14 protein-coding genes are annotated in these 16500 nt (G+C 71.5%); 8 read left to right on the forward strand and 6 right to left on the reverse strand.

Annotation, left to right across the window (positions count from 1 at the left end; all coding sequences use genetic code 11):
• Positions 1-66 precede the first annotated feature (66 nt).
• The 3 genes from ABZ836_RS13210 to ABZ836_RS13220 all read left to right on the forward strand — a co-directional run bounded on the left by ABZ836_RS13210 (position 67) and on the right by ABZ836_RS13220 (position 2991).
• Positions 67-1122 (forward strand): ferredoxin reductase, encoded by a 1056-nt coding sequence (locus ABZ836_RS13210; protein WP_356136003.1) that lies wholly within the window; start codon positions 67-69, stop codon positions 1120-1122.
• Between the two features lie 7 nt (positions 1123-1129).
• Entirely contained in the window at positions 1130-2254 is a 1125-nt protein-coding gene (locus tag ABZ836_RS13215) for an acyl-CoA desaturase (RefSeq protein WP_356136005.1), read from the forward strand.
• Between the two features lie 233 nt (positions 2255-2487).
• Positions 2488-2991 (forward strand): N-acetyltransferase, encoded by a 504-nt coding sequence (locus ABZ836_RS13220; RefSeq protein ID WP_356136007.1) that lies wholly within the window; start codon positions 2488-2490, stop codon positions 2989-2991.
• 51 nt (positions 2992-3042) lie between these two features.
• On the opposite strand, the gene ABZ836_RS13225 is transcribed toward ABZ836_RS13220, so the two are convergent.
• From ABZ836_RS13225 to ABZ836_RS13240, 4 genes are all read right to left on the reverse strand, one after another.
• Positions 3043-3519 carry a (2Fe-2S)-binding protein gene (locus ABZ836_RS13225; protein ID WP_356136009.1) on the reverse strand — a complete coding sequence of 159 codons (477 nt, stop codon included), beginning with the start codon at positions 3517-3519 and terminating at the stop codon, positions 3043-3045.
• Between the two features lie 112 nt (positions 3520-3631).
• Positions 3632-5938: a molybdopterin cofactor-binding domain-containing protein gene (locus tag ABZ836_RS13230; RefSeq protein WP_361141826.1), complete on the reverse strand. Its 2307-nt coding sequence runs from the start codon at positions 5936-5938 to the stop codon at positions 3632-3634.
• 176 nt (positions 5939-6114) lie between these two features.
• Positions 6115-7338 (reverse strand): oxygenase MpaB family protein, encoded by a 1224-nt coding sequence (locus ABZ836_RS13235; protein WP_356136013.1) that lies wholly within the window; start codon positions 7336-7338, stop codon positions 6115-6117.
• 120 nt (positions 7339-7458) lie between these two features.
• Positions 7459-8688: an oxygenase MpaB family protein gene (locus tag ABZ836_RS13240; RefSeq protein ID WP_361141828.1), complete on the reverse strand. Its 1230-nt coding sequence runs from the start codon at positions 8686-8688 to the stop codon at positions 7459-7461.
• Between the two features lie 199 nt (positions 8689-8887).
• Between ABZ836_RS13240 and ABZ836_RS13245 the strand changes: the two genes are divergently transcribed.
• The gene (locus ABZ836_RS13245) at positions 8888-9616 is read left to right on the forward strand and encodes a helix-turn-helix domain-containing protein (RefSeq protein WP_356136017.1); all 729 of its coding nucleotides are present in this window, start codon (positions 8888-8890) and stop codon (positions 9614-9616) included.
• Here the strand turns inward: ABZ836_RS13245 and ABZ836_RS13250 are convergent.
• Positions 9607-11772 carry a 3-hydroxyacyl-CoA dehydrogenase NAD-binding domain-containing protein gene (locus ABZ836_RS13250; RefSeq protein ID WP_356136018.1) on the reverse strand — a complete coding sequence of 722 codons (2166 nt, stop codon included), beginning with the start codon at positions 11770-11772 and terminating at the stop codon, positions 9607-9609. The genes ABZ836_RS13245 and ABZ836_RS13250 overlap by 10 nt on opposite strands.
• A 58-nt stretch (positions 11773-11830) precedes the next feature.
• Entirely contained in the window at positions 11831-13039 is a 1209-nt protein-coding gene (locus tag ABZ836_RS13255; protein ID WP_356136020.1) for an acetyl-CoA C-acetyltransferase, read from the reverse strand.
• A gap of 312 nt (positions 13040-13351) precedes the next feature.
• Between ABZ836_RS13255 and ABZ836_RS13260 the strand changes: the two genes are divergently transcribed.
• From ABZ836_RS13260 to ABZ836_RS13275, 4 genes are all read left to right on the forward strand, one after another.
• Positions 13352-13975: a helix-turn-helix domain-containing protein gene (locus tag ABZ836_RS13260; protein WP_356136022.1), complete on the forward strand. Its 624-nt coding sequence runs from the start codon at positions 13352-13354 to the stop codon at positions 13973-13975.
• 192 nt (positions 13976-14167) lie between these two features.
• The gene (locus ABZ836_RS13265) at positions 14168-14410 is read left to right on the forward strand and encodes a DUF6411 family protein (RefSeq protein WP_356136024.1); all 243 of its coding nucleotides are present in this window, start codon (positions 14168-14170) and stop codon (positions 14408-14410) included.
• 27 nt (positions 14411-14437) lie between these two features.
• Positions 14438-15409: a polyphosphate kinase 2 gene (gene ppk2 / locus ABZ836_RS13270; RefSeq protein WP_356136026.1), complete on the forward strand. Its 972-nt coding sequence runs from the start codon at positions 14438-14440 to the stop codon at positions 15407-15409.
• A gap of 352 nt (positions 15410-15761) precedes the next feature.
• Entirely contained in the window at positions 15762-16448 is a 687-nt protein-coding gene (locus ABZ836_RS13275) for a transglycosylase SLT domain-containing protein (RefSeq protein WP_356136028.1), read from the forward strand.
• The last annotated feature ends 52 nt before the right edge of the window (positions 16449-16500 follow it).

Genomic DNA, 16500 nt, shown 5'->3' on the forward strand with positions numbered 1-16500 from the left:
ATTCTGCCGATCAAATTTACGTCCTACGGTCAGGACTTTACGCCTGCGGCGCAGCAAGCTGGAGACATGACGAGTACAGCCCTGCGCAGCAGGGCGTGGAAACTGCTGGAAATGGTCACGACGCCGGTGCTGCCGTCGGACTACCTCGACCTGGTCAGCCCGCTGCGGGCGGGCGCGGACCTGCGGGGGCGCATCGAGGCCGTGCGCCCCGAGACGGCCGACGCCGCGACCGTGGTGATCAGACCGGGTCGCGGCTGGCGCGGCCACACGCCGGGTCAGTACGTGCGGGTCGGGGTCGACGTCGACGGGGTGCGCCTGTGGCGCGCCTACTCCGTCACCTCGCCGACGAGCCGCCGGGACGGCCGCATCACGATCACCGTGAAGGCGATCCCGGACGGCAAGGTCAGCAACCACCTGGTCCGCAAGGTGAAGCCGGGCACGCTGATCCACCTCGACCAGGCGACCGGTGACTTCGTGCTGCCGCGGGCCAGGCCCGCCAAGGTGCTCTTCCTGACGGCCGGCAGCGGCATCACGCCCGTGATGGGCATGCTGCGCGACACCGCGATCGACGACGTCGTCATGGTCCACTGCGCGCCCCGGCCGCAGGACGTGATCTTCCGCGACGAGCTGCACGGCCTGGTCGCGGACGGGAAGCTCCGGCTCACCGAGGTGCACACCGCCACGGACGGCGTGCTCGACATCGCCCGCCTCGGCGAGCTCGTGCCCGACTGGGCCGAGCGCGAGACCTGGGCCTGCGGACCCGCCGGCCTGCTGGACGCCGCCGAGGAGCACTGGGGCGGGCACGGCGTCCGGGAGCGCCTGCACACCGAACGCTTCCGGCCCAGCATCGTCGTCGCCGGCGACGGCGGCGAGGTCACCTTCAGCACCACGGGCACCACCGTCGACGCGGACGGCGCCACGCCGCTGCTGGACGTCGGCGAGGAGGCGGGCGTGCTGATGCCCGCCGGGTGCCGTATGGGCATCTGCTTCGGCTGCGTCTCGCCCCTCAAGGCGGGCGCCGTCCGCGACCTGCGCACCGGCGAGATCACCGAGGCCGAGCCGGGCGTCCTCATCCAGACCTGCGTGTCCGCCGCTGCGGGCCCCTGCGACATCGAACGGTAGGAGCATCTTGACCGCCATCGACCCCACCGCCCACCTGACCGCGGAGCAGATCGAGGAGCTCGGACGCGAGCTGGACGCGATCCGCGACGAGGTGCTCGCCGACCGCGGCGAGAAGGACGCGGCCTACATCCGCAAGGTCATCAAGGCGCAGCGCACGCTGGAGCTGGCCAGCCGGGGCGTGCTGCTGTTCTCGTTCTTCCCGCCCGCGTGGATCGTCGGCACCGCCGGTCTGTCCGTGGCGAAGATCATGGACAACATGGAGATCGGCCACAACGTCCTGCACGGCCAGTGGGACTGGATGCGGGACCCGAAGATCCACTCCACCACCTGGGACTGGGACCACGTCTCGCCGGCCGATCAGTGGAAGCACTCGCACAACGAGCTGCACCACAGGTACACGAACGTGATCGGCAAGGACAACGACCTCGGCTACGGCATCATGCGCGTCGACGAGGACCAGAAGTGGCGCCCCTTCCACCTCGGCCAGCCGCTGTGGAACTTCATCAACGCCTGCTTCTTCGAGTACGGCATCGCCGCGTACGACCTGGAGCTCGGCAAGAACCTGCACAAGCGCCGCCGCAACAACCCGGAGTTCCGGGCGCAGGCCAGGGCGGTGGGCCGCAAGATCCGCAAGCAGGTGCTCAAGGACTACGTGATCCACCCGCTGCTGTCGGGCCCGTCGTTCCTCACCACGCTCGCCGCCACGTTCACCGCGAACATCGTCCGCAACCTCTGGTCCCACTCGGTGATCATGTGCGGGCACTTCCCGGAGGGCGTGCAGGTCTTCGAGCGCCGGTCGATCAAGGGCGAGACGCGCGGCCAGTGGTACCTGCGCCAGATGATGGGCTCGGCGAACATCAGCGGCAGCAAGGCCATGCACTTCATGACCGGCAACCTGTCGCACCAGATCGAGCACCACCTCTTCCCGGACCTGCCGAGCAACCGGTACGCGGAGGTCTCGGTGAAGGTGCGGGCGCTGTTCGAGAAGTACGAGCTGGAGTACGTCACCGGGCCGCTGCCCAAGCAGGTGTTCTCCGCGTGGCGCAAGGTCGTCCGGCTCTCGCTGCCGAACAGGAAGCCCAAGGCGGGCACGCCGGACCGCGAGCGCGAGCGGGAGCTCGTCGCGGCCTGATCCCGGAACCGGCGGCGTAGGCGCGCCGAGGACGGGTCCCGCGCGGCCCGTCCTCGGCCGGTTCGACGACCGGGCCGGGACAGCGCTTCGCGGAGCGTCCCGTGCGCCTGCCGCCCGTACGGCCGAGGTGCCGCCGCCCCGGACGCCTCACTCCCCTGCGGCTGCGCGCGCACGGCGCCCCCGCCGGAAAATGCGAGGAGGCGGAGGGCCGCGCGCTGCTACGGTCGGGCCCCATGAGCTGGCTCCCCGACGACTTCGTCCACCCCGTCCTGGTACCGCTGCCGGGCGGTGAACATCACCTGCGGCCGATCCGGGAGGCCGACACCCCGCTGGACTACCCGGCGGTGATGGGTTCGCGCGAGCGGCTGTGGAGCATCTACGGCCCCGCCTGGGGCTGGCCCGCCGCCACCATGACCTACGAGGCCGACCGGGCCGACCTGCTGCGGCACGAGCGGGAGATCGCCGCCCACGAGTCCTTCAACTACGCGCTGTTCGACGCGGCGGAAACCACTCTGCTGGGCTGCGTCTACATCGACCCGCCGGAGCGGGCCGGCGCGGACTGCGAGATCTCCTGGTGGGTGGTGGACGAACTGGTGGGCGGCGAGCTGGAGCGGGAGCTCGACGCGCTGGTGCCGCGGTGGATCGCCGCCGACTGGCCGTTCGAGCGGCCCCGCTTCGTCGGCCGCGACCTCTCCTGGACGGACTGGCTGGCCCTGCCGGAGCTTCCTGCCGCCTGAACGGCGGCCGGTGGACTCCTGCCGCGCCGGGTCCGCGGTGCGGACCGGTGGTCACATGCGCCGCGCGCCGTCCTTGATCGCCGCCCGGATGCGGGGATAGGTGCCGCAGCGGCAGATGTTGCGGATGCCGTCGAGGTCGGCGTCGGTGACCTGGCGGCCCTCCTCCGCGACCCGGCGGACCAGGGCGACGGCGGCCATGATCTGGCCGGGCTGGCAGTAGCCGCACTGGGCCACGTCGTGGTCCAGCCACGCCTCCTGCATGGGGTGGAGGTCCGCGTCCACGGTGTCCGCGAGGCCCTCGATGGTGGTGACCTCGTCGGTCGGCCCGAGGTCCCGCACGGGGACGGCGCACGGGTTGACGGCCCGGCCGTTGAGGTGGCTGGTGCACGCCTTGCAGACGTTGATGCCGCAGCCGTACTTCGGTCCGGTGACGCCCAGGACGTCACGCAGGACCCACAACAGCCGTACGTCACCGGCCACGTCGACGGTGACCTGCTCGCCGTTCAGGCGGAAGGTGTACTCGGGCACGGGGTGTCGGTCTCCTTCTCCGGCCGGTCCGGGCCGGACGTTCACTGGTGGGGCGGGCGGAACCGGCGGGCGGCGCCGGCCGGCCGGGCCCGCCGGGCGGCGGGCCGCAGCGTCAGCGGGCGTGCCGCAGGCCGTCGGTGGGTGACTCCGGGACGGGGGGAACGGTCGGCTTGGGCTCGAACGACAGGGTGCCGTGGTTGATCGGGAAGGTGGTCGGCATGGAGCCCGTGGCGCGGCCGTAGGCGCAGGCGACGGCGGCCATGGAGGCGGCCACGCCGAGTTCGCCGGCGCCACCGGGTTCGTCGGTGGTGGACGGCATGACGATGATCTCCAGCTCGCGCGGGGTGTTCCACTGCCGGGTGTAGAAGTAGTTGTCCCAGCTGGCCTCGAGGAAGTGGCCGTCGCGCAGGTGGAGGCTGGACGTCAGGGTGAGGGCGATGCCGTCCATGACGCAGCCCATCATCTGGGCCTCCAGGCCGCGCGGGTTGACGGTCAGCCCCACGTCCACCGCGAGGACGACCTTGGTGACGCGGGGGCCGGCGACCCCGTCCCGTATCGGCCGGTTCACGGTCTCGGGGCGGCAGTCGATCTCCACCAGCACCGCGCTGTGCGCGTGGTACTCGTTGTGGAAGGCGATGCCCTGGGCGGTGCCGGGCGGCATGGTCCGCCCCCAGTCACCGGCCTCGGCGACCTTGTCGAGGACGGCCCGGGCGCGGCGGTCCTTGAGGAAGTCGTGCCGGAAGGCGTACGGGTCCTTGTCCATCCGGGCGGCCAGCCGGTCCACGATCAGTTCCCGGGCGCAGGTGACGTCCGGTGAGTAGACGTTGCGCATGCTGCCGGTGTTGAAGCTCTTGTCGGTCTCGGCGAGCAGCCGGCTGTTCACGCCGAACTCGTACGGCATCGACTGCGAGAGCTGGAAGAACGTCTCGGAGAAGCCGATGTCGCCCACCGGCAGGCGGGCGGCCAGGGAGGTGATGATCTCCCCCAGTCCGTGGCCCAGGTCGGTGGAGACGCTGGTGTGCCGCTGGCGGTAGCTGAGCACGGTGTCGCCGAGGTAGGCGGCGCGCACCCGGGAGGTCGCCATGGGATGGGTGCGCCCCTGGCGGGAGTCGTCGGCGCGGTGCCACATCAGCTTGACCGGCTTGCCGGTCCGCTGGGACACCTCGGCGGCCTCCAGCGCGGCGTCGAAGAAGAGCTTGCGCCCGAAGGAGCCACCGCCCTCGGTGACGTGCACGTCGACGGCGTGCAGCGGCAGACCCAGCTTGGCGGCGATGGTCTGCCGGGCCACGATGGGCGACTTCAGGGACGCCCAGATCTCCGCCCGGCCGTTGCGCACGTCGGCCACCGCGCAGTTGGGTTCCAGCGCGCTGTTGCTGCGGAACTGGAAGGTGAAGAACCCCTCCACGTGCGGGGTCACCGGCGGGAGCCCGAGCGGCGGCTCGACGTCCCGCAGCCGGCGCAGCACCGACTGGTCGGACTTGCCCTCCGCGGTGCCGGGCCTCCAGGACACCCGCAGGGCCCGTACGGCGTCGATGCACTGCCCGAACGTCTCGGCGCGGACCGCCACACCGGTGGAGATGTCCACGACGTCCGTCACGCCCGGCATGGCGCGGACCTCTGCGCGGTTGGCCACCGGGCCGACCTTGCCGTTGATGGTCGGCGGGCGGCAGACCATGGTCGGCAGGGCGCCCGGCACGTCGAGGTCCATGGCGAACTTCTTGCGGCCGGTGACCGCCTCCACCGCGTCGACCCTGCGCTGCGGCCGGCCGATGACGGTGAACTCGTCCGGCGTCTTGAGCTGGACGGAGACCCGCTCCGGGGAGATGCTCGCGGCCTTCGCCGAGAGCTTTCCGATGCCGAGGCGGCGGCCGCCGGGGCCGGTGACGGTGCCGTCCTTCAGGGTGAGGCCGGCGACGTCCGTGCCGAACTCGGCCGCCGCGGCCCGCAGCAGCCGGGTGCGTGCGACGGCGGCCGCGACCCGGATCGGGACGTAGGTGGAGATGGTGGTGTTGGAGCCGCCGGTGAGCTGGTTGAACAGCAGTTCGGGCCGGGCGTCGGCCAGGGAGACCCGCACCCGTTCCAGCGGGACGTCCATCTCCTCGGCGATCAGCATGGCCGTCGACGTGGTGATGCCCTGCCCGACCTCGGCCCGCGGCAGCGCGAACGAGACGGTGCCGTCCGGCCGGACCTCGACGGTGATCAGGCCGGAGGTGGGCAGGGCCGCCACGGTCATCAGATCGTTCAGATCGAGGATCTCGGTGATCTCGGGGGACGGGATGCCGGCCGCGGCCGGCGGCGCCTGCCCGATCTCGGCGGCGGCCACCAGGGTGGGCGCCGCCAGCACGTAGCCGAGGAACCGACGTCGTCCGACCTCGTGCGCTGCGGACCCGTGGCCGGACGAACGATCAGCTCTGCTCATTGCCATCCCATCGCGAGTGATTCGCCATGCCCCTGTCACGCCGATGGGGCTCGACGGTACCGGGGGAACATGCGGTTCAGGTGTGCGTGCGGTTCAGGTGATGTGTGCCGTGCCCCTGGTGCGCGGGCACTGCCCGTACGGCCGCAGCCCGTACGGCGGCGGGCCGCCCGGCCGGCTCAGAACTGCCGGTTGGCGGTGGGGATCTCGATCGGGTCGTACTGCGCCTCGGACAGGAAGAGCAGGACGAACTTGCGGATGAACTCCTCGACCGTCCAGGCCGCCGCCGGGACCAGCGGGAGCCCGACCAGGCCCTCGCGGAAGGCCACCAGGATCGGCCAGACGGTGGAGATGGTCGGCGTCCAGAACGGTTCCCGGTCCAGGCCGATCCAGTCGCCGAGGCGGTCGCCCAGGGTGTAGCGGGAGAAGCCGGCGACCAGCGGACGGGTCAGGCCCCCGTCGACGTCGGCGATGATGTCGAGCAGCAGCTCGCACAGCGCCTTGCCCTCGGGGGTGGGGCCGAGCACCGGGTCCAGGAGCTGCTTGGACTGGGCGTTCGCCGCGTCCCAGGTGGCCGGGATGTAGTCGTCGCGGACACCGAGCATGTGGGCGGTCACCTGCCACACGTGCAGGTACGCGGCGGACTCTGCGGGGGTGACCCGCACCTTCCAGTCGCCCAGCTTGCGGTTCACGAACGTCGCCAGGCTGTGCCAGGTGACCATCACGTCCGCGAGGCTGATCGGGATGGTCTGGCCGCCGCTGGTCTGCGACCAGCCCGGCGACTGGGGCAGCAGGTTGCGCACCGCGGCGTGCACCATCCGGGTCTTGACCGCGGTCACGATCATCGAGCCGGTGGGCCGGTAGGCGTCCAGGTCGCCGACGTCGTACCCGAGGCGGGCGGTCTTGGAGATGCGGTCCTTCATGTCCGCACCGCCCTTGGAGTAGTAGACGGCGCGCGCCTCCCGGGGGATGGCGCAGCTCATCAGACCGCTCCCGAGCCCGTAGAGGGCCCCGGTGTAGATGCCCTTCTTCACGTTGAACTGGCCGGCGAGGTCCAGCTTGGCGCGGTCGGCCCACGCCGGCAGTTGGCGGGCGCTCTCCATGAAGTCCCGCAGGTCGGCGGGGAGTCCGGACGGCAGCGGCTGGTCGTTGCGGATCCAGCCACGCAGCAGCTGGTTGACGCGCGGCACCTCGCCGCGCCGCAGGACGTCACCGATGACCTGGTCGGCCTCGTCGTCCCACACCCACTGGGGGTCGGTCGCCGAGCCGGAGCCGGCCACCGAACCGCTGGGCGACCAGTCCCACGAGGACCGGGCGGTCGCCGGGGACCCGGCGCCGATCACCCCGAGCGCACCCAGCGCTCCGCCCGCGATCAGCATCTTCCTTCTGCTGAGTTGATCCATGGTCGAACCTCCGTGATTCGGATGGGGGGACCGCACCACGACCGCACCGCGCCGGGAACCGCCCCGTCCCCGGGCCGGGGACACGGCGGCGCCATGGCGGTGCGGGTGGTGCGGCGGCGGTCAGAAGGGCCGGTTGGCCTCGGGGATCTCGATGTGCACCTCTTCGCCCTTGCTGAGGTAGAAGAGGATGTACTGGCGTGCCGCCTCGTCGATCGTCCAGGCGATCTGCGGCACCAGGGGAAGTTTGATCAGGCCCTCGCGCGCGGCGACCAGCGGGGGCCAGGCGGTCTTGATCGCCGCCTCCCAGAACGGCTCCCGAGGGATGCCGTCCCAGTCGGCGATCCGGTTGCCGACCAGGTAGCGGGCGAAGGCGTTGACCAGGGGCCGGTCGAGGCCGCCGGGGCTGGTCTGCTCGGCGAGCTGGCCCAGCAGGATGTCGGTCAGCTCGACGCCCTCGGGGGTGGGGCCGAGCACCGGCTCAAGCAGCTGGTCGGACTGGGCCTCGGCCGCCGCCCAGGTGGCGGGGATGTAGTCCTCGCGGATCCCGAGCAGGTGGGCGGTGACCTGCCACACGTGCAGGTACGCCTCCCACTCGGCGGCGGTGACGGGCACCTTCCACTCACGCATCTTGCGCATGGTGTAGGTCGGCAGGCTGTGCCAGGTGACCAGCATGTCCGCGAGGCTGATCGGGATGGTCTGGCCGCCGCTGGTCTGCGACCAGCCGGGCGACCGCGGCAGCAGGTTGCGGACGGCGGCGTGCACCATCCGGGTCTTGACCGCCTCGACCACGCACTTCCCGTCGGGGCGGTAGGCGTTCAGGTCGCCGACCGCGAAGCCCAGCTTGCTGGTCTTCGCGACCCGGTCCTCCATGTCCGCGCCGCCCTGGGAGTAGTAGACGGCGCGCGCCTCACGCGGGATGGCGGTGCTCAGCATGCCGCCGCCGATCCCGTTGAGGATGTTGAGGTAGAAGCCGCGGGTCTTGTTGAACCGGGCGGCCGTCTCCAGCTTGTCCCGGTCGGCCCACGAGGGGAGCCGGCGGGCCTGCTCCATGAACTCCCGCACGTCCTGCGGAAGATCGGCCGGGACCGGCTGGTCGTTGCGGGTCCAGGTGCGCAGGGCGGCGTTGACCCGGGGCACGTCCCCGCGCCGCAGGACGTCGCCGAGGAGCTGGTCCGCCTCGTCGTCCCACACCCACTGGGGGTCGGTCGCCGAGCCCGAGCCGGCCACCGACCCGCTCGGCGCCCATGTCCACGAGGACCGGGCGGTCGCCGGGGACGCCGCGCCGAAGACCCCTGACGCGCCCAGCGCTCCTCCCGCGATCAGCATTTTCCTTCTGCTGAGGTGGTCCATTCCGAACTCTCCTTCGAGGCGGCTCGGCCCGGGGAATTGGTACCCTGATACAGTTCCTGTTCCTTCGTATCACCGAGGGAAGCACAACCCGAAGCGGTGCGCCAGACTCTGGTGCACAATTTCCGGAGGAGGCCGCCCCGTCGGGGCAGCCGGCGGTTTCCGGCCCGGCCCACCGGAACGCATCCTGAGAAGGGGACCCGTGGAACCCGCACTCCCGACAGCAGCCGTGTCCGGCCCCGTGCCGGTGCCCGCCCCGCCCGCCCCGTTCCCCGGTTCGGCCTTCGCGCCCTCCGTGCTGGAGCGGGCGCTCAGCGAGGCCGCGGAACCGGCCGAGGACCACGACGAAACGACCACCCGGGTGCTGGACGCGGCCTTCGAGCAGTTCCGCCGGCTCGGCATCCGGCGGTCCAGCATGGAGGACGTGGCCCGGCGGGCCGGGGTCTCCCGGATCACCGTGTACCGCCGGTTCGCCTCCAAGGACGCTCTGGTGGAGCAGGTGGTGCGCCGTGAGTTCCGGCGGTACTTCGACCGGTTCTCCGCCGACGTCCGGGGAGCCCGCACGGTCGCCGACCGGGTGGTCCTCGGCTTCGTCAGCTCGCTCCAGGCCATCCGCGGCAACCCCCTGATCGGCGGCCTGATCGATGCCGAACCTGACTCCGTGGTGCCGTCGATGACCAACGACGGGGGCCGCACCCTCTCCGTGGTGCAGCAGTTCGTCGCCGGCCGGCTGCGCCAGGAGCAGCAGGCGGGGCAGGTCGCCGACGGCGTGGACGTGGACCTGGTGGCCGAGATGATGGTGCGGATCTCGGCCTCCCTGCTGGTCGTCCCCAGCCGGGTCGTCGACCTGGACGACGAGGAGCAGCTCCGTGCGGTGGCCCGGCGGTTCCTGGTGCCGATGCTCGGGCCACCGCCCGCGGGTCACTCGTAGGTCTCGCCCTTCTCCGCCTTGGCCACCAGGGAGGCCGGCGGCTCGAAGCGCTCCCCGTAGCGCTCGGCCAGCTCCCGTGCCCGGGCGACGAAGCCGGGCAGGCCGCCCGGGTAGCCGTTGACGTACTGCAGCACGCCTCCGGTCCACGGGGGGAAGCCGATGCCCAGCAGCGAGCCCACGTTGGCGTCGGCCACGGACCGCAGGACACCCTCGTCGAGGCAGCGGACGGCGTCGATCGCCTCCGCGAAGAGCATCCTCTCCTTCATGTCCTCGAAGGGGATCTCCCGTCCCGCCACGGTGAAGTGCTCGTACAGTCCGGGCCACAAGCCGGTGCGCCGGCCGTCCTCGTAGGTGTAGAAGCCGGCGCCCGAGGAGCGGCCGCCGCGGCCGAACTCGTCGATCATGCGGTCGACGACGGGCTCCGCGCCGTGCGCGGTCCACTGTCCTCCCTCGGCCAGGACGGCGGCCTTGGTCTCCTCCCGGATCCTGCGGGGCAGGGTCAGGGTCAGCTCGTCGAGGAGCCGCAGCGGCGGCGCCGGATAGCCGGCCTGGGAGCCGGCCTGCTCGACGGAGGCGGGTGACAGCCCCTCGCCGACCATCGCGACGGCCTCGTCGACGAACCTGCCGATGACCCGGCTGGTGAAGAACCCGCGGCTGTCGTCGACCACGATGGGCGTCTTGCCGATCTGGCGCGCGATGTCGACCGCCTTGGCGACCGTGGCGTCGGCGGTGCGCTCGCCGACGACGATCTCCAGCAGGGGCATCCTGTCGACCGGGGAGAAGAAGTGCAGGCCGATGAAGTCCTCCGGCCGCTTCACCCCTTCGGCGAGCCCGGTGACGGGCAGGGTCGAGGTGTTGGACCCCAGCACGGCGTCCGGCGCCACGACGTCCTCGATCTCGGCGAACACCTCGTGCTTGAGCTTCGGGTCCTCGAAGACGGCCTCGATCACCAGGTCGCACCCGGCGAGGTCCTCGACCCGCACCGCCGGGGTGATCCGCGCCAGCACCCGGTCGGCGTCCTCCCGCGAGGTCCGGCCGCGGCCGACGGCCTTGGCGAGCACCTTCTCCGCGTACCGCTTGCCCTTCTCGGCGGCCTCGGACGAGACGTCCTTGAGGACGACGTCCAGTCCGGCCGCGGCGCAGGAGTAGGCGATGCCGGCGCCCATCATGCCGGCGCCCAGGACGGCCACCTTCCGCGCGGTGTGGGTGGGGTGGCCGGGCGGGCGGCTGCCTCCGGCGGCGATGTGCTGCATGTCGTAGAAGAACGCCCGCATCATGTTCTTCGCGACCTGGCCGGTCATCAGGTCGACCAGGTAGGAGGTCTCGATCCTCATGGCGTCGTCGATGCCGACCTGGGCGCTCTCGACGGCGCAGGCGAGGATGTTGCGCGGCGCCGGCAGGTCGGCGCCCTTCAACTGCTTGCGCAGGTTGGCCGCGTAGGCCGGGAGGGCCGCCGCCGTCCTCGGGTGCGAGGGGGCGCCGCCGGGCATCCGGTAGCCCTGGGCGTCCCACGGCTGGACGGCGTCCGGGTGGTCGAGCACCCACCGGCGGGCCTTCTCCAGCAACTCCTCGCGCGAGTCGGCGAGTTCGTCCACCAGGCCCTTGGCGAGCGCCTGCTCGGGCCGGTACTTCCGGCCCTGGAGCAGGACGTCGGTCAACGCCTTCTCCAGGCCGAGGAGCCGCACGGTCCGGCTGACGCCGCCGCAGCCGGGCAGCAGACCGAGGGTCACCTCCGGCAGGCCGATGCGGCTGTCCGGGGTGTTCAGGGCCACCCGGTGGTGGCAGGCCAGGGCGATCTCGTAACCACCGCCGAGGGCCGTGCCGTTGACGGCGGCGGCGACCGGCCTGCCCAGCGTCTCCAGGCGGCGCAGCTGTCCCTGCAGGACCCCGCACAGCTCGCTGATCTCCTCGGCGTGCTCCGCCTCCGCCTTGCTCATGAAGCCGACGTCGCCGCCGGCGAAGAAGCTCTTCTTGGCGGAGGTGAGCACCACTCCGGTGATGTTCTCCCGCTCCGCCTCGAGGCGGGCGACGGTCGCCTCCATCGCCTCGGTGTACGTCTGGTTCATCGTGTTGACCTGCCGGCCGGGGTCGTCCATGGTCAGGACGACCACTCCGTCCGCGCCCTGCTCCCAGCTGATCATCTGTGTGTCCGGCATCGGTACGGCGTTCCTTTCCGGGTGGGTACGACGGCTCGCGGGTACGGGTCGCGGCCGGTCAGAGGCGTTCGACGACGGTGGCGATCCCGATGCCGCCACCGGCGCAGAGGCTGACCACGGCCCGCCGTGCGGAGCGGCGTTCGAGCTCGTCCACCACGGTGCCGAGGAGCATCGCCCCGGTGGCGCCGAGCGGGTGCCCCATGGCGATCGCCCCGCCGTTGACGTTGACCTGGTCCCAGGCCAGACCGAGGTCGTACACGTACTTGAGCACCACCGAGGCGAAGGCCTCGTTGATCTCGAAGAGGTCGATGTCCTTCACCGACAGCCCGGCCGCGTCCAGCGCCTTGCGGGTGGCGGGGGCCGGGCCGGTGAGCATGATGGTGGGGTCCGCCCCGCTGACCGCCGTCGCGAGGATCCTGGCGCGGGGGGTGAGGCCGAGTTCGGCGCCCGCCCGTTCGGAGCCGACCAGGACCAGGGCCGCGCCGTCGACGATGCCCGAGGAGTTGCCCGGGGTGTGGACGTGGTCGATGCGTTCCACCCAGTGGTACTTCTGGAGCGCCACGGCGTCGAATCCGCCCAGGTCGCCGATGTCGGCGAAGGACGGCTTCAGCCGGGCGAGCGCCTCCGGGGAGGTGTCCGGGCGCGGGTGCTCGTCCTGCTCCAGCAGGACGACGCCGTTGCGGTCGCGGACCGGCACCACGGACTTGGCGAAGTGCCCGCCGGACCAGGCCGCCGCCGCCAGCCCCTGCGACCGCAGGGCGTAGGCGTCGACGTCCTCCCGGGTGAAGCCCTCCAGGGTGGCGATCAGGTCGGCGCCGATGCCCTGCGGGACGAAGTACGTGTCGTAGGCGGTCTCCGGGTCGGTGGCCATCGGCCCGCCGTCGCTGCCCATCGGAACCCGCGACATGGACTCGACACCGCCGGCCAGCACCAGGTGCTCCCACCCGGAACGCACCTTCTGCGCGGCGATGTTGACGGCCTCCAGCCCGGAGGCGCAGAAGCGGTTGAGCTGGACGCCGGCCACCTGGTCGGGCAGTCCGGCGGCCAGGGCCGCGGTCTTGGCGATGTTCATGCCCTGGTCACCCACCGGTGAGACGACCCCGAGCACGAGGTCGTCGATCCGGCCGGGGTCGAGTCCCGGGTGACGGCGGCGGAGTTCGTCGATCAGCCCGGTGACCAGGGAGAGCGGCTTGACGTGGTGCAGCGCGCCGTTCCTGCCCCGGCCTCGTGGGGTGCGGATCGCGTCAAAGATGAAGGCTTCGGTCACTGTCCTCTGCTTTCTTCACACGGGGGGACGTCTCTCCTTCCCGAACCGGCGGCCACCGCCGCACAGCGGCTCGCGGCGCATCCCGGCGGGTGACAGGTAAGCAGATATTGTCGGTGTGTCAATAGTGTTGGACCGACCCCACTGCCCATACCCGCCAGGGGATCCGGGAACGGCCGACGCGAGCCGCAGCGGGTCCTGCGCGTGCTATTGACACTTCGCCAGCACCGTCCCATCGTGAGGGCCGCCCGGTAGATCGGGCACGATCCGGCACGATGCACCAGGAAGCACGACGCACGACGACAAGGAACAGGCATGGGTGGTCAGCACCGGACGCAGCGACGCAGGATGGAGCCGGACGCCCGGCGGGCCGAGATCCTCGGCGTGGCCCGCAGGCTCTTCGGGGCGCGCGGCTACACGGCGGTGTCCACCTCGGACATCGCGGCCGAGGCCGGCGTCGCCCGCGCGCTGATCAACCACTACTTCGGCAGCAAGCGGGAGCTCTACCTCGAGGTGGTGCGCCAGATGCTGGTGGTCCCGCCCTCGGTGTCCGAGCGCCTGCCGCCCACGACCGCCGAGGAGCGGCTGTCGATCTGCGTCGACCGGTGGCTGGAGGTCGTCGAGCGCAACCGCGAGATGTGGCTGTCGGCGATCGGGCTAGAGACCCTCGGCAACGATCCGGAGATCGAGCGGATCAGGCTGGAGGCGGACGAGATCGCGACCGACTACATCCTCGAGGCCGCGATGATGACCGACGTGACCGAGGGCCGGGAGAAGCTGCGCGCGATGATCCGCGCGAGCGGCGCCATGCTGAAGGCGGCCTCCCGGGAGTGGCTGGTCCGCGGCGCCCTCAGCCGCGGCGACCTCCACGTCATCCTGACGCGCACCGTGCTCCACCTGCTGCACACGGTGCACCCCGCACTCCGCGACGACGGCTGAGGCGCCGGACACCCCTGGTCAGGGAGGGGTGCCGCGGCGGGAGCGGGCCCGGCGGCCGACCGGGACGGAAGGGTCACGGTGGAGCGGAGGGCGACTGGTCGGGGCGTGAGCGGGCAAGCGGGTGACGCACGCGGGTCGTAGGCGACACGCGGCGCATATCCGGCTCAACCGTCCCTACCTCAGGAGTTCCGCGTGATGATTGTCGGCGTGATAGCCGCCTGTGTCGTCCTGGCCGTGCTCGCCTTCCTGCTCCCCCGGTTGTCCCGGCACCCGCAGAACGGCGCGCAGCGCGCGCTGGGAGCGGGTTCGCGCACCGGTTCCAAGGCGCCCGGCCCGCTGGGGCGCCTGCTCAGCAAGCCCTTCAGCTCCAGTTCGCGTGCCGTGGGACGCAGCGGTTCCGCCGGTCGGCGGGCACGCCGACGCCTGCCGTTCTGACCGTTCCGACCACCGGGAGAGGACGAAGTGGACGAGCCCGAGGACGAACTTCTCGACGGCCTGACCGTGAACGAGCAACGGCCGGAGAAGCCGATCCTGCTCAACGCCGACGGCACCCCGATCAAGACCTGGCAGGAGAACCACCCCTACGACAGGAAGGTGCGCAGGGCCGAGTACGAACGGCAGAAGCGGGCCCTGCAGATCGAGCTGCTGAAGATGCAGCGGTGGGTGAAGGAGACCGGCCAGCGGATCGTGGTGGTCTGCGAGGGCCGGGACGCGGCCGGCAAGGGCGGCACGATCCAGCGGTTCACGGAGCGGCTGAACCCTCGTGGCGCCCGCGTGGTGGCCCTGGAGAAGCCCACCGAGCGGGAGGCGGGCCAGTGGTACTTCCAGCGGTACGTGTCCCACCTGCCCGCCCGCGGTGAGATCGTCTTCTTCGACCGCTCCTGGTACAACCGGGCGGGCGTCGAGCGGGTCATGGGTTTCTGCACGGAGGAGGAGTACGAGCGCTTCCTGCGGCAGGCTCCGCTGTTCGAGCGGATGCTCAGCGACGACGGCATCCTGCTGGTGAAGTTCTGGTTCTCCGTCTCCCGGGCCGAGCAGCGCACCCGTTTCGCCATCCGGCAGGTCGATCCCGTCCGCCGCTGGAAGCTGTCGCCGACGGACCTGGCCTCGCTGGACCGCTGGGACGAGTACACGACGGCGAAGGTCGAGATGTTCCGTGCCACGGACACGCCGCACGCCCCGTGGACGGTGGTGAAGAACAACGACAAGCGGCGCGGCCGGCTGGAGGCGATGCGCAGCCTGCTCCACCGCTGCGACTACCCGACCAAGGACCACGAGGTCGTGGGCACCCCGGACAAGCTGATCGTCGGCCCGGCCGACACCCTGCTGGAGCCGGGCGAGGAACCCGCCGACCTCTCCCCCACTCCGCTCGCCGGCGACCGCCACGGCCCCGGGCTGCACCCCGGCCGTGAGGACGAGCCCCGCAAGACCTGACGGAGGGCGTTGCTTCGGCAACTCCGCGCGACGACGGCGCCCCGTGCCTGTGAGGGCAGGCACGGGGCGTGCGTCACGTACGAAGGAGCTTCGGGGGCGCGAGCGGCCGACCGGCCGCCCTGAGCGGCGATGACGCGCCTTTCGCGGCGAGTCGCCGGGACCGCTCTACGATCCGGCGTCGTAGATCACACCTTTGCTTTGCGATTTCGCCGCGGCTAAGAATTGCTCTCGTCGCTCAGCAAGCCGCGTCCTCCGACCGCGGCACCCCCGTGCCAATGAGGGCACCCCCTGGTCCGCAGCGTGCGGACACCGACCGAGGAGCGACTTCCGCGCCGAGTCGAAGAGGTGCCCCATGCGCAACTTCACCTTCACCGCCCCCACCACCACCAAGATCCAGAAGATGGGCGTCGCCGGCGGTTTCGCCGCGTTCGCCGCGGCGACCACGTTCGGTCTCGCCACGACCGCGGACCAGCAGCCGGCCCAGGCCGCCACCGAGCCCGCGGCCTCCGTCGCCACCACCGCCACCACCGCCACCGCACTGTCCGCCGCCACGGACGAGGCCGTCGGCGAGCGCGCCGCCCAGGCCGTGAGCCGCTCCGCCGACCGGGTCGAGGTCCAGCAGGTGGCGTACCAGAAGCCGGCGACGGCCGAGAGGCCCGTGACGGCGGAGAAGGCCGCGCAGCCCGCGCAGCCCGCGCAGCCCGCGAAGAAGGTCTACCCGGACAACCTCGACGGCTGGATCCGCGAGTCGCTCGACATCATGGAGGAGAAGGGCATCCCGGGCACCTACCACGGGCTGCACAAGAACATCATCCGTGAGTCCTCGGGCAACCCGAAGGCCATCAACGACTGGGACATCAACGCCATCAACGGCGTCCCGTCCAAGGGCCTGCTCCAGGTGATCCCGCCGACCTTCGAGGCCTACCACGTCGAGGGCACCCCCCACGACATCTGGAACCCGGTCTCCAACATCACCGCCGCCGCCAACTACGCGGCCGACAAGTACGGCACCATCGACAACGTCAACAGCGCGTACTGAGCGGACACGGACACCGCAGGGCGGCGCCCCCCACCGGGGGCGCCGCCCTTCC

Origin of the sequence: Streptomyces sp. NPDC047130, assembly GCF_040643475.1 — a bacterium.
In the GTDB taxonomy this organism is placed as follows: domain Bacteria; phylum Actinomycetota; class Actinomycetes; order Streptomycetales; family Streptomycetaceae; genus Streptomyces.